Origin of the sequence: Erysipelatoclostridium sp. MSK.23.31, assembly GCF_019125875.1 — a bacterium.
Taxonomy (GTDB): Bacteria; Bacillota_I; Bacilli_A; order Erysipelotrichales; family Coprobacillaceae; genus Thomasclavelia; species Thomasclavelia ramosa.
Genome location: NZ_JAHOCB010000002.1, coordinates 64885 through 80512 on the forward strand (window position 1 = coordinate 64885; position 15628 = coordinate 80512).

Consider the following 15628-nt stretch of genomic DNA (forward strand, 5'->3'; position numbering starts at 1 on the left):
CTTAAGATGGATTATTTTTTCGTCTATCAAAAAATTTTACAAGTTCACAAATCACAGTAGTTGATAAACAAAGTCCTACACAAATTCCCCATTGAACAATGTTTAATGGTTGCAATTTAAAAATCGCACTTAATTCAGGAATTGCTAAAATAATCACTTGTAACAATAACCCTGCTGCTAATGCTCCCCATAAATAAGGATTATTAAATAGTGTTCGATTTAAAATCGAAGCACTACTTTTAACATTAAAAGAATGCACTAACTGACAACCACATAAAGTAATAAAAGCCATTGTCATCCCAACTGTATGATCTTGGTTATTGCCTATTGCATAAGCAATCAACGTTAGCGTTCCGATCATTAATCCTTGCCAAGCAATAGTAAAACCTAAACCATGCGAGAAAAATCCTTCATCTTTTTGGCGTGGTTTACGATGCATTACTGTTGGTTCAGTCGGTTCCATTCCTAATGCAAATGCTGGTAAACTATCAGTAATTAGATTCACCCATAACAAATGGATCGGTAACAATGGCACCCCAAAATTATGTGGTGTTAACAATGAGATCAACGAAGCTCCAAAAATTGTCAATACTTCACCTATATTACTTGATAATAAGAATTGAACATCTTTTTTGATATTATCAAAAATACCGCGACCTTCACGAATTGATGTAATAATTGTCGCAAAATTATCATCTGTCAAAATCATGCTTGCAGCACCTTTTGCAACATCAGTTCCAGTTATTCCCATCGCGCAACCAATATCCGCTGCTTTCAAAGCTGGTGAATCATTAACTCCATCACCGGTCATAGCTACTACTTTACCTTTGGATTTCCAAGCATTAACAATTCGTACTTTATGTTCTGGTGCAACTCGTGCATAAACAGAATACTCTTCAATATGCTCAGCTAGTTCTTGATCTGACATTTTTGCCAACTCACTTCCCATGATTGCTTTTTGACCAGATTCTAAAATTCCAAGACTTCGAGCAATTGCACTTGCGGTAATAACATGGTCACCGGTAATCATAATCGTTCTGACCCCAGCTGATTTAGCTTCTGCCACTGCCTGTTTAGCTTCTTCACGTGGGGGATCAATCATTCCAACCATCCCAATAAAAGTTAAATTATTTTCAATCATTTCACTGGTGAATTCTTGTGGTTCTTCATCCCAATATCTAATTCCTAAAGCTAAAACCCTCAGTGCTTCATTTGACATTGTTTCATTTACTACGCTAACCTCATCAATGTCTAAATTATTGCATCGCGCAAAAATAACATCAGGTCCCCCTTTAGTAATCGAAATAATCTTATCTTCATGTTTAACAAAAACTGTCATCATTTTACGCTCAGAATCAAAGGCCAGCTCATTAAATCGAGGATATAATTCGGCTAAACCATCTTTGGTAAATCCTTTTTCTAAACTAGCTTTAACAAGAGCAGTTTCCGTAGGATCACCAACTGCAACTTCCTTTCCTGCAACAGTAGAAATACTACCATCACTACACAAAGTAAAATAATTCAATAATTGATTAGTCTCTTCACTACAAGTTTCTAATAATTCAATTTTGCGATTATAAAGATATGTTTTTACAACTGTCATTTTATTTTGAGTCAAAGTCCCCGTCTTATCTGAGCATACTATTGAGGTACTACCTAATGTTTCAACTGCTGGTAAACTTTTAACAATTGCATTCTTTTTAACCATTCGCTGAACACTCAAGGCAAGAACTACAGTAACAACAGTTGCCAACCCTTCAGGAATTGCTGCAACTGCCAATGCAATTGATGTTTTAAAAGCCTCAAGAATTGAGAGACCTTCCAACAGTTCCATTCCAAAAACAACGATACAAATAATAATACAAATAACTCCTATTGTTCTTCCAATTTGATCCAATTGATCTTGAAGCGGTGTATTTTCACGCTTAGTCTGCTGAATCATCGTTGCAATCTTTCCAACTTCATTTTCTTCACCAGTCGTGGTAACAATTGCGATTCCCCGTCCATATGTAACATTACAAGAAGCATAAACCATATTATTTCGTTCTGCTAACGGGATCTCTTCTTTATCAAGAATCGAGCTGATTTTTTCGACAGGAACACTTTCACCAGTTAGTGCACTCTCATCAACTTTAAGGTTAAAACATTCCACTAATCGCCCATCACTTGCAATACAGTCACCCGCTTCAAGCACTAACAGATCCCCTGGTACGACTTGACTGGCATTGATCGTAATAATATTACCCTCACGAATAACCTTAGCTTTAGGACTCGCCATTTTTTGCAAAGCCTCTAGTGCTCTTTCTGCATTATTTTCCTGAACTAAGCCTAAAATCGCATTAACTACTACCACAAAAACAATGATTGCACTATCGATCCATTCAGTTGGTTCAACAATAATGCTGACAACTGCAGCAATAATTAAAATAATCGTTAACGCATCTTTGAACTGCAAAAAGAATCGAACTATAATAGATTGTTTTTTAGTCTGTTCTAATTCATTTGGACCATATTTTGCCAAATTCTCTGTGACTTGCTGTTCAGTTAAGCCACTTTTTAAATCAGTTGAAAATTCCTGGGCTAACTCTTTAATCTCACGATTGTAATACATAAATATCTCTCCTTTTTCTAAAACATTATGCAAAAAACGAGACTATATCGTATTTGCATACAATAAAAGTCTCGTTGTTTAATTACGATACGGATATAAAATAATATCGAGTTGACGGCATCGTAAACCTAATGGCTAACTACTCCCTTTTATATATACTTATTTTATCATTAAGCGTTTTAAAAAGCAACTAATACAATAATTCTTGATCATCAATATTATTCCCAATTTTCCATATTTAATCCTAATTAATGCATATTTCTGCCTCTCCAGCAATCATTAGAACGACTATTACCATTATTAATAACAATAATATTTATTTTTCGACGTTTTTTATATACTTCTAATTTTTCCATATTTGCAATTGCACTTAACCGTTTATGACCATCTTGACAATAAAATTTCCCTTGTTCTAAACTTACTTTTACCGGAAATGACAGTCCAATTCGAACAATCGAATCATACATTCCTTGAGTATACTCCTTTGTTTGAAAAAAAACCTCTGTTATATCTACCTGCTGGATCCTCATCAAATATTCTCCTCATTTAAACTAAAATCACGATAAGTTAAGTCCTCACGCTCCTTAAATCCTTGACTCTGCCAAAAATCATTACCTAGCTGATTGTCCGCAAAAACAACTAAAGCAGTCTTATTAATTCCCTCAGCTTTAACCGCTGACAAACATTCTTTTACTAGCTGCGTCGCAATTCCCTGACCACGATAATCACTTCGCACAGTTGTATGATAAATATAAGCACGGCGCCCATCATTACCAGCAAGGATCACCCCAACAATTTTATTACCATCACTCGCAATAAAGTTTGTTGTCGGATTGCGTTCAAGAAATTTAGCAATTCCACTACGACTATCATCAAGATTTCTCATTCCCATTCCTTTGGTATTCATCCAAAGCTCATACACATCGTCGTAATCTTTAATTGTCATTACTCGTACCACTATCATTACATTTTCTTCTCCCAAAATCCTTTGATTTTTAATTGAAAATTATTACTAAAATATTCTAGTTTATGAATGTCTTCTTCACTCATAGTTATTTTTAAAGCAGCCAAAGCACTATCAATATGCTTAACTTTCGTTACCCCAATAATTGGAACAGTATTTTTTGCCAGAGCATAAGCAATAGCAATTTCAGCAACACCGACATTATATTTTAATCCAATATTTTTCATTTCTAGAATCAATGGTTCAATCTGTTTTAAACGTTGCTTACTAAAAGCCCTGGCACGTCTTGTCCGTTTAGGAAAGGGATGATTATAATTGTAATATCCAGTTAATGCCCCTTGTTCTAAAACCATGTAAGCAAAAAAAGTAATTCCTTGTTCTTCACAATATTTCATAATCCCATTTTCTTCACTGTTACGATATAATAAACTAAAATGATTTTGAATTGCCGCTAATTTAAGACCTGCATTCTTTAAAATTAGCTCTACTTCTTTGATTTGTTTCAAATTATGATTTGAGATTCCACAATATCGAATTTTATTAGCCTTCATTAATGGAATAATTTCTTTAGCCCATTTAGTTACATTGGCAGGTCGATGAATCCAATAAATATCAGTATCTTCTCTTTTCAATCGACTCAGACTAGAATTAAGTGTCCAAGACATTGATTTACGCGGCAGCCAAGATGTCGGCATAAACTTAGTTGACATAAGAATATCTTCACCGTTAGATAGATCCCCAATTATTTTTTCAGATGACCCTAAACTATAAACAGGCGCTGTATCAAAAAGCGTTAGCCCATTTTTTACTGCATAATGATATATGGGCTTTAATTCTTCAATTCCATGACTAACACCAAAAATAAATTTACTCCCAAATGGTCCTTTTCCCCAAGCCCAAGTGCCAATAGCAATTGGAGGAATAGTCAAATCTTGCATTTCTATCTGTTTCATTTTAACCTCCTTATGAGATAAAGGACGCTTAAAGCGTCCCCTGTTTAGTTATATATTTCATCACTTCTTCTTGATCACTAAAATGATGTTTCCCTGTTTTAGTAATCTGATAATCCTCATGTCCTTTTCCAAGAATCATTAAAATATCATTATGCTTTAATTGTTGCATCCCTTTAATAATTGCCTTTTGGCGATCAACTTCTATTTCAAAATTACTTCCAGAAAGTCCATTAGTAATATCATCTAAGATCATTTGAGGATCTTCACTGCGCGGATTATCACTTGTAAAAATTACATAATCACTATGTTCTAACGCCGCTTTTCCCATAATTGGACGTTTAGTTGCATCACGATCACCACCACAACCAATAATGGTAATAATACGACCATTTTTAAACTCTTCAGCACTTTTTAATACATTGATCACCGCATCGGGAGTATGAGCATAATCAACAAAAATACTATTTGTTCCATATTTAAGCAATTCCATTCTTCCTGCTGGTGCCTTTAATTTATCGTTTAAAGCAAGTATATCTTCGATTTTTACACCTAACTTGTTTACTAATAATAGAGCAATTAAATAATTATAAATATTATATCGCCCCACCATATTTAATCTAGCTTGATATTCATGATTTAAATATTCAAATTTAAATATTGTTCCTAAATGTGAAAAGCTCATTTCTAAAATTTTAACATCACTATCATGTTGACCAATAATGATATTATTGTTTGATTCTAAAACAAAATGCTGGTAATGTTCATCATCACCATTAATAATAGCAATCTTATCATTTCTAGTCTTAGTAAATAGAATCCTTTTAGCATTAGCATAATTTTCTAATGTTTTATGATAGTCCAGATGATCTTGAGTTAAATTTGTAAAAGCCACCTCATCAAATTCTAAACCATGAATCCGATCTTTATCAAGGGCATGAGAACTTACTTCCATGACAAAATACTCTACACCATTTTCCTTAGCTTCTAATAACATATTATAAAGCACATCGACATCAGGAGTAGTATTTACCATCGGCTTTTTCACATCACCATAATAAAATCCGATTGTTCCCATATAAGCAACATTCTTTTTCAACATTTTTAAAATCTGATAGGTCATTAAACAGGTTGTCGTTTTACCGTTAGTTCCTGTTAATCCAATTAATTTTATATCTTTAATCAATGGATAATAATTTTCATATAAATATGTTTTTAAATATTCACGAGTGCTTTCTACGATTATTGTTTCAACCTTGTAACTTCCATGTTCTGCAATAATTTTTGTCGCACCGTTGGCAATTGCTTGTTCAATATAATCATGTCCATCACGCGCTACGTTTGGGATGGCAATAAATGTATCACCTGGTTTAACTGCTCGTGAATCTGTTTTTAAAGCTACTTCCACTTTACTTCACCTCATTTAGTTCTATTATAGTATAAATAAGTCTTTGAAAAAAGAAAAAGGATAGAAAATTTACTTATTTTCTATCCTTATAACTACTTAGTCAATATATCCAACGCATTATTTATATAACTTTAGCGATTTCTAAGATATTTAATAAATTGAATAACTGGTAAATTTGCTAAAGCAAGACCATATACTATCATTAATTGTTCAATATTTAATGTTTGAACTTTAAACATTGATTGTAAAAGCGGCATTGTTAAAACAAGTGTAATTAAAATAAAGCCGACTAAAAATGCACCTTGCAAATATTTATTATTAAAAAATGATTTTTTAAATAATACTGGTGATTTAGATTTACAGTTATAACCATGGACTAGTCTTGAAAGACATAATGTTCCAAATGCCATTGTACTAGCAAGTAATGCACTTTCTTGATAACCGATCATAAATCCAACCATCGTCATTACAGCAATAACAAAACCTTCAATTCCAACACTTGCTAAAAATGGTTTTGTTAAAATAGATTCATTCATTGGCCGTGGTTTTTCTTTCATAACACCTGCATTATGAGGTTCTAGCCCTAGTGCAATCGCTGGCAAACTATCAGTCAATAAGTTAATAAATAACAAGTGTACTGGAGCAAACGGTACTGGCAGAGCCATTATCGAAGCATACAAAACTGCTAATATTCCACCAAAGTTACCTGATAATAAAAACTGAATTGCATCTTTGATATTAGCATAAACATTTCGCCCATTTTCAACCGCTTTAATGATTGTTGCAAAATTATCGTCAGTTAAGACCATTGCAGCTGCATCTTTAGAAACTTCACTTCCGGTAATTCCCATTGCCACTCCAATATCTGCTTGCTTTAAAGCTGGTGCATCGTTAACACCATCACCTGTCATCGCTACAATATTACCCTTTTCTTGCCAAGCACGAACGATCCTTATTTTATGTTCCGGTGAAACTCGCGCATAAACTCGCTTATCTTCAACATATGTTTTTAGTTCTTCATCACTTAAACCATCAATTTCACTACCTTCAACAGCTTGTGAAATATCTGTTAAGATTCCAATTCTTTTCGCAATCGCAGCTGCAGTAATCTTGTGATCTCCGGTAATCATAATTGGAGTGATTCCCGCTTGGAGACATTCTGTTACTGCTGGTGCACTTTCAACTCGTGGGGGATCCATCATCGAAATCAGACCTAAGAAAATCAAATCATTTTCATCATCATAATCTAAACTTTTTTCAGCAGTTAATTTTTTATAAGTTATCGCTAGAACACGTAATCCATTTTGTGAGAATTCCATATTCATCGCTAAAATATCTTCTCTATCTTGTGCCGTTATTGGTACGATTTGATTATTTTTACGAATATATTTAATCCGTTCGATCAAAACATCAACTGCCCCTTTTGTAATCATCGTGTACCCATCTTTTAATAAATGAAGGGTTGACATCATTTTTCGATCACTGTCAAAAGGAATTTCACTTAAACGTGGATATACTGCCCGAACACGACTTGCTGGTACTCCTAAATGAGCGCTTAAATTAATTAATGCCGTTTCTGTTGGATCTCCGATTTCTTGACCATCAACATTTGATGAATCATTACATAAGATACTTAAACGCATCAAATCTTTATGCAAAGGAATACTTGGATCAATCTCACTAGCATCAATTCGTTTTCCTTCAATATAGTAATCTTCAACAGTCATCTTGTTTTGGGTCAATGTTCCAGTTTTATCAGAGCAGATAATAGAAACACTGCCCAATCCCTCAACTGCTTGTAATTTACGAATAATTGCTCCTTCTCGAGCCATCTTTTGAGTTCCAAAAGATAAAACGATTGTTACAATTGAACTTAATGCCTCAGGAATTGCAGCAACAGCTAGTGCGACAGCAAACATAAAGGCATCTCCAACATTACCACCTTGAAGGATATTAATACCAAATAACAATGCACAGAAAACCATTATTATAATTGATAGTTTTTTTCCAAAATTATCCAGATTAACTTGAAGTGGTGTCTTCTTTTCAGAAGTAGATTTCAATAATTGTGCAATTTTTCCTACTTCAGTTTCCATTCCAATTCCTGTTACTAAAAAATTACCACGTCCATAGGTAACAAAACTCCCGGAATAAACCATATTTGTGCGATCACCTAAAGCAACTTCTCCAGTGATTAGATCAGAGCTTTTTTCAACGGCAACACTTTCACCAGTCAAAGCACTTTCATCCACCTTCATACTAGCATTTTCTAAAATACGTCCATCTGCAGGAATAAAATCACCGGCTTCTAAATAAACCTCATCACCGATCGTTACTTCTTTACTGGGAATTTCAATAACTTTTCCATCTCGTAAGACTTTAGCACTTGGTGAAGATAATTCTTTTAAACTATTTAATGATTGTTCTGCTTTGACTGTTTGAACAGTTCCCAAAATAGCATTAATCGTAATAACGATTAAAATAACCAGCGTACTTTCGATATCACCTAATACTCCAGAAATAATAGCTGCAAAAATTAGAATAATTACTAAAAAATCTTTAAATTGTTCTAAGAAAATTACAGGTATACTCTTTCCTTTAGTTTCAATTAACTCATTTAAACCATACTTTTCTTGGTTAGCTTTAACTTGTTCATTAGTTAGTGGCTTTAATGAACCATTTACTCTTTTGCGGACCTCCGTCTTGGCCTCATTGTAGTATTCTTTCATTCATTTTCTCCTTTTCTCAACACAATAAAAGCGAGCCCTTTATTGCATACTTAAAATGCAATAAAAGTCTCGCTATTTCATTACGTTCCGGATGATTTAAAACCATCGTATTGACGAAATCGTAAACACATTGTGTTAGCTACTCCCTTTTATTAACCATAATATTATCCTCTACTCATTCGAAAGTCAATCTTTTTGTCGATATAAAACAATCTTTAACGAATTCTTAACAATTTTAAGATTATAAGTTCCAGACGGATATGTTTCACCATCAATATTGACCTGCTGTCTTGTTTTTAATGTTAAATAAGGTAATTTTTGATGATAATAGAGCTTCCCTTGTTCAAGTTTGCCCGCTAATAGTAATGTTAAATAATAAGGTATGTATCGTTTGTGAAGACTTGAAACAAGATTAATATCAATCATTCCGTCATCAATTTGAGCTTCTTTACCGATTTTAAAACCACCTCCAAAATATTTTCCATTACAAAAAGCCCCGACGATTAAATTCCCTTCATAAAATTTTTTACCATCTTGGAATAAAGCGGTTGGAAACAAACAATACTGAGTTATTCGCCGAACTAATACACTGGCATATTGCAAAGAACGAGGAAGATATTTTATTTGACTATATTTATGAACATTATTTGCAATATCGCTATCAAAAGCACAGCATAAAACATTAATACAATAAATATCATTAGCTTTAATCAAATCAATTTCTGATGCCGCTAACGATAATGATTTCTTTAATAACTTTTCTGGATCATTTTCATCAGCAATCGTACGGACAAAATCATTTCCTGTTCCTGTTGGAATAACTACCAGTTCATTATCACTCCCCACAAGTCCCTGAACTATTTCATGAATCATTCCATCACCACCTACTGCGTAAATTCGGTAATTGCATCCACTATAACTTTTAGCTAAGAGAGTTGCATGGCGTGGATAATGTGTATATTTAATCTCATAACGATATCCCTGCATCACTTTAACGATCATCGCTTCAATATTCTTATTATTTTGATCAGGTTTAATAATAAATATATGTTTCATTCTCTCACCTACTTTAGTATATTCTAACAAATTTTGATAAAAAACGTCATAACTATTATCATCTTTTTTTAAATGTGATAACATATGCTAAAGGAGATTGCTATGAAGAAAATATTACTCATCACTGTTGTGACATCACTAATTGGAGTAACCGGCTGTTCTAATAAAACAATTGCTGAAGATAAAGCTAAAAAAATCGCATTGAATGACGCTGAAGTCAGTGAAGCAAATATTACTTTTACGATTCAAGGTAAAGATCAAAATGGATATCACTATTTGTTTGAAGATGATAATTACACTTATGAATATGAAATTGATATTCATGATGGAACAATTGAGAATAAAGAAATCTTAGTTAAAGAATTTTCTCCTCTCAATGATTATGATAAGATCATCAGTAGTGATGAAGCTAAAACAATTAGCTTAAATTATTTTAATTTCACTGAATCAGATATTAGTAACTTAAACATTGAGTTAGATAATGACAGTAGCAATATCTACTATAACATCAGTTTTACTAAAGATAAGCATCACTACTCCATCAATATTGAAGCTGTAAATGGGATTCCCACTAATGCTAAAACAACAAAAAGCTCTTAGATTTACTAAAGAGCTTTTTTATTCATATCATCATGATACATCCGATAACTAGCCAAACCATCCTGCTTAGCTTTGTATAAAGCAATATCGGCCTTCTTATAAAGATTATTGAATGTCGTACCATACAAAGGGATCATCACAAACCCAATCGATAATGGAGCCATAATTTGGTACTCCTCAATCAAATATGGTATTTTCATTTGTCTTGTGACATCTTCTAATTTCATTCGGATTGATATTTCATCGATATTGCGACATAGAATCATAAATTCATCGCCTCCGAGTCGACACAAGATATCATCATTTCTAAACATCTCTTTTAATCGTTTAGCAGTTTTAGTAATTATTTTATCACCAATAGCATGACCGTAATTATCATTAATTTCTTTAAAATCATTCATATCCAGCATCAATAATGCTCCGCACGTCATTTCGTTACTAAGCAAAATCTGATTGATTTCATTAATAGCTTTAGACCGATTATATAATCCTGTCAAACCATCATGTTCTGCTTTATTTTTCAAAGCCAATTCTTGCCGTTTTTGTTTATCAATATCAATGACATATAAATAGCAAAAAATATCTTTATTTTCCTGCAGATCAAAAATATGATAAGTTGCCTCCATCCAATAATACTCACCATCAACATATCGTTTATACACCACAGAATTAGTTGTAGTACCTTGTTGATAGCGAGTGAGAATTGCCTCTAATCCTAAGACTTCTTTAACTTTATCCTGATATTCTTTTTGAATAATCTTTTCAGTTATGCTATTGATATAGCTGCTATAACTGCTGTTTATAAAACTTAAATCATCCTCCTGTATATTAGTATTAATAATTCGATTTTGACTTAAATTAATTGACAACTCATAAAAAGATTTTTCTTGTAATGCTTCTAATGTTTTAGCATTTTCTAAATATTTTTGAAATGATGATTTCTCAAGAGTAACATCTTTAAAATAACCTACTAATTTCAAAGGACGGTCACCGTAATCATAAATAGTTTCTCCGACTACTTTGATCCAAATAATTTTACTATTAAGCGTAAGCGGTAATTCATAACTAAATTTATTCTGTACTGTTTGAGCAATCAGCTGTTCCCTTATTTTTTCTTTAGTTTGTTCATTCATTACTTCAATATTATTGATTTTATTTAAATAATTATCAATAATAATATCTTCATTCCTTGGAAGATCTAATATTTGATAAATAAAACTATCTCTCTCTAAATTCATTAAAATCAGCTGCTTTGTTTGATAATCATACTGCCAAATATTTAGATTTGCCATTTTTATAACGCGATCAAGAATTTGTGATGACAGCCAAATCTCCTCTTCTTTTTGTTTCATTGATGTTACATCATTTAATACACACAAATATGTTCGATAACCATTTTCAGTATTTAAATATTTTGTTTTGGAATCCATCCACAATGTTGTTTGTTCCAATTCAAATCGATAAATCGCATTGTAATCTTCTTTATTATCTACCGCTTTGATATAGTCATCTTTAATTGCTGCATAATCATTTTTATTGATCAATCCGCAGTTTCCACCTTTTTTCATTGCTTCGATACATGATTGTTTTGTATATCCATATTTTTCTAAAATACCGATTGAAATCATATTTATTTCTGGATTTTCAAAATTTGGAGGAGCATCTCTCAAACGAATTAAAAAGACTACGGTCATAGTATTATCAATAACTAACTGATTATTTTTTCGTGCATTTACTACCTCGGTAATATTAATAAAGTCACCATAAAAATATGGTCTTCCAGCCTTGTCTTCATAATAACTTGCAATCATTTGAATATAAGCAATACTCCCATTTTTATGTTGAACACGATAGATAACATCTAATGGTCTTTTTTCCCTATAGGCTGCCTCAAATGCTTCATTAACGTAATCAATATCACGTTTATCAATTAAATCATAGCTCCGCTTTGTCAGCTGACAATATTCTTCTTTACAATAACCTAACGATGTTGATAAATTACTGCTAAAAAATTCAATATGATTAGGTGTCATCATAAAAATATCTCCAGGCGAATTATTTACTACTGCCTCCAGATGATTTTTTAGTTCTACACGTTCGGTTATATTAATAACGATTCCACGCCAAATCAGGTTTCCTTGATGAGCAACAAGTTCTAATTGATTAGTTACCCACATATATCCTGTACTACTATTAATTCGATACATCAAATTAATCGATGTACTCTTACTTGTTAATTTATCAGTAATCTTATGACGATCATCAGGATGAATCAATTGTACTAATTGATTGTTATAGCTAGTAATAATTTCCACTTGGCTAAAACCAACAATATTTAAAAAACTTTCACTAAGATAGTCAAATTCTAATTGGCTGTTGTTTTTACAATGAAAATATCCACCTAACGTACATTCATTTAAAAATGAAAGTTGTTGTTTTTGTTTTATTAACTGTTGATTAATTTTTTCTAACTCGATTTTTGATGACATTGTTTCATTAATATCTACAATCGCGCAGATATAAGCTAATAGTCCGTCTTTAGCTTTAACGATTCGCCCTTTTTCTTGAACCCAAAGCCAAGTCTGATCTTTTTTCATAATTCGATATCGAACGGTATATTCAAATCCTTCATCTTCTTCTAATCCAATGGCTGCATATACTGTTTGATGATCTTCAGGATGAATAATGTTAATAATTTGCCCTTTACAAAAAAGATTAAACTCTTCCATTGTAGTAAGGTTAAGTAGACTCAACATTTCCCGATTAATAAAATAAATCGGCAATTCCTTGGTACGATAACATCCTAAAATTCCCGCAGGAACTACTTTTGAAAACATCGAAACTGCTGTTTGACTATCTTGATAATTTAAATAATCTTCTACAGCCGTATCTTCAGGAAAACCTAACAATTGATTGATTGTTTGTTTTGATGCTTTAAGCTCTTGTTCTTGCAAATTATTTTTTGTAACATCGTTCATAGCACCATAAAAAATCAGACTTTTATCTTGTTTTCGTAAGAAAAAAACTCTTAAACTTATCCATGAAACTTTTCCTTTTAATGAATAATAACGAATCGTAGCTTCACTACCACTTATTGGGTTTTGATAAGCTTGATCAAATAAACTAATAAATTCATTTTGATCATCCGGATGTACAAATTCAATTATTCTATCTCGAATATTTTCAAAATCCGCTGGATTAATTTTAGTAATATGATAAAAAATATCATTTACTTTAATTATCGATATTTTATCCTCTGAAACTTGATAAAAAGCAATCCCGCCTAAAATATTATTTAACATTGCTTCACTTGATATATCATTAATAAAAATATCTTGTAATCTAACTTGATCAACCTGCTTTAACATTATCCCTCGATAATCAACAAGGTCAGAATTACTGATAATAGCTTCAAATTCCTGAACTGATAAAGGAGGATAAAAATAATATCCTTGACCATAGATACAGCCTAATTCATTCAACAAATCAATTTGCTGTTTTGTCTCCACACCTTCTGCGATTACTCGTAAACCCATCAATTTAGCCATTTTTACAATTGCCTCTAAAATTCCAATCCCACGCCCAATACTGTCTTCACGTAATTCGAGAAATTTCATATCAATTTTTAAAATATCAACATTTACATCTTTAAGCATATTCAATGAAGAATAACCACTTCCAAAATCATCCATTAGTACAGTAAATCCAGCTAGTCTAAAATCATCTACCACTTTTGAAATAATTTCATAATCACTCGCATATGAGCTCTCAGTAATCTCAATTTCAATTAAATTTACAGGTAGTTTATATTCAGCTACGAGTTCTTTAAATGTTTTTACTACATCAATTGCATAAATATCTGTTCTAGAAACATTAACGGATACTGGTACACCTTGATTTCCTTGATCAAGCCAATTACTCAACAAACGGCAAGTTTCTTGCCAGACAAATAAATCCAAATTTACAATAAATCCATTTTTTTCTAAAATAAAAACAAAATCCCCTGGTGAAATTATTCCCTTGGTTGGATGATTCCATCGCACTAATGCTTCAACACCTACAATTTTTCCATTCAACATATTACATTTTGGTTGGAAATATACCATAAATTCATGGTTATAAAGGGCTTGTTGGGTATCCATTAAAATACTTTGGCTATATTCAAAATCTTGTCTTATATTGCTGTCATAGTAAGCAATTTGTTTTGTATAATTTTCTTTTATTGAACTTAAAGCGATTAAAGCCCGATCATACATTGCTGCAACGTATTCACCATCAATTACAATATAAATTCCAAATTTTGGAAAGAAACCTGGATTAACAGTTACTACTTTTATATGGGCGATTAAATCAGTCAATAATTTATCAATCAATGGTCGTTCATTTGGCATAATGACAACAAAATCATCACCACCAAAATATCCTGCTACTGTTTTAAATTCATTTTGTATCTTTTGTAATTCTAGGCCAATTTGCCCTAATATTTTATTTCCCATTTGACGACCATACCAGTCATTAAATAATTTAAAATGCTCAATATCTATCGCAATCAAACAATAGTTATCATTACCTCCTTCTTCTAATAAAAATCTTGCCGCTTTCAAAAAACTATGCTCATTTAATAAACCGGTTGTTTGATCATATTCCTTATAGTTTGTACTTTCAACATTTATCGGAGTTAATCCCCCATCTTGAAAAAGGCACATGTAAACAGTATCACTAAATTGTCCTTTACTTATTGCAATCAAAATACCATTGATCCAACTGTATTCACCATTATTTAAAAGTCTCCTAAACCTTCCCATAACTGGCTTAAAATCCCCATGATTATTTTTCATTTTATTAAATAACTGCAAAAAATCATTTTGATCATGTGGATGAATAATTTTCTGAGCGATTTCTCTGATTCGCTTACTAAAACTACCTGATAATGCTGGAATAATATATTTATCTTTACGATAAAATAAAATATTATAAGTATCTCTTGTAAGATTAATTTCTACTAATTCATCATATAATGCTGATTCTAATACAGGACTTACAGAATTAATATTTACTCTTTCAAGTGTATAAATATAGCTGGCTTGATCATTGATTATAAAGTCCTCTTTGATAACTTTAAAATCTGTCTTTTGAATTGTATGATAAGATACTTTATTTATCTCATTTATTACAGCATCCCCTAGTTTTGTTTTATAACCAATTTTTTCTTCATTAAATAAATTTTGATAAAAATCATTCATGTAGACTAGTTTATTATGACAATCAATGATACATACTGCTTTAGCACTAAGACTTACCATACATAAT

The 15628-nt window shown here is 32.0% G+C and carries 9 protein-coding genes; 1 reads left to right on the forward strand and 8 read right to left on the reverse strand.

What is annotated here, in order from left to right; all coding sequences use genetic code 11:
- Position 1: 1 nt before the first annotated feature.
- The 7 genes from KSU54_RS01700 to KSU54_RS01730 all read right to left on the reverse strand — a co-directional run bounded on the left by KSU54_RS01700 (position 2) and on the right by KSU54_RS01730 (position 9718).
- Complete coding sequence (locus tag KSU54_RS01700) at positions 2-2611, reverse strand: cation-translocating P-type ATPase (protein ID WP_008791465.1); 2610 nt, start codon at positions 2609-2611, stop codon at positions 2-4.
- A 248-nt stretch (positions 2612-2859) separates the two neighbouring features.
- On the reverse strand, positions 2860-3141 hold the full coding sequence (locus KSU54_RS01705) for a hypothetical protein (RefSeq protein WP_003536633.1): 282 nt from the start codon (positions 3139-3141) through the stop codon (positions 2860-2862).
- On the reverse strand, positions 3141-3575 hold the full coding sequence (locus KSU54_RS01710; protein ID WP_008791463.1) for a GNAT family N-acetyltransferase: 435 nt from the start codon (positions 3573-3575) through the stop codon (positions 3141-3143). Before KSU54_RS01710 ends, KSU54_RS01705 begins: the two co-directional genes overlap by 1 nt.
- A complete protein-coding gene (locus KSU54_RS01715; protein ID WP_117791879.1) occupies positions 3575-4528 on the reverse strand; it encodes an aldo/keto reductase in 954 nt (317 codons plus the stop codon). Before KSU54_RS01715 ends, KSU54_RS01710 begins: the two co-directional genes overlap by 1 nt.
- A 28-nt stretch (positions 4529-4556) precedes the next feature.
- Positions 4557-5933 (reverse strand): UDP-N-acetylmuramoyl-L-alanyl-D-glutamate--2,6-diaminopimelate ligase, encoded by a 1377-nt coding sequence (locus KSU54_RS01720; protein WP_003536630.1) that lies wholly within the window; start codon positions 5931-5933, stop codon positions 4557-4559.
- A gap of 131 nt (positions 5934-6064) precedes the next feature.
- A complete protein-coding gene (locus tag KSU54_RS01725; protein ID WP_003536629.1) occupies positions 6065-8662 on the reverse strand; it encodes a cation-translocating P-type ATPase in 2598 nt (865 codons plus the stop codon).
- Positions 8663-8848: 186 nt separating this feature from the next.
- On the reverse strand, positions 8849-9718 hold the full coding sequence (locus KSU54_RS01730; protein WP_224209014.1) for a diacylglycerol/lipid kinase family protein: 870 nt from the start codon (positions 9716-9718) through the stop codon (positions 8849-8851).
- 102 nt (positions 9719-9820) lie between these two features.
- Between KSU54_RS01730 and KSU54_RS01735 the strand changes: the two genes are divergently transcribed.
- Positions 9821-10318 carry a PepSY domain-containing protein gene (locus KSU54_RS01735; protein ID WP_008791461.1) on the forward strand — a complete coding sequence of 166 codons (498 nt, stop codon included), beginning with the start codon at positions 9821-9823 and terminating at the stop codon, positions 10316-10318.
- A 5-nt stretch (positions 10319-10323) separates the two neighbouring features.
- Here KSU54_RS01735 and KSU54_RS01740 read toward each other — a convergent pair whose 3' ends face one another.
- A complete protein-coding gene (locus tag KSU54_RS01740; RefSeq protein WP_117791878.1) occupies positions 10324-15621 on the reverse strand; it encodes an EAL domain-containing protein in 5298 nt (1765 codons plus the stop codon).
- Positions 15622-15628 lie beyond the last annotated feature (7 nt).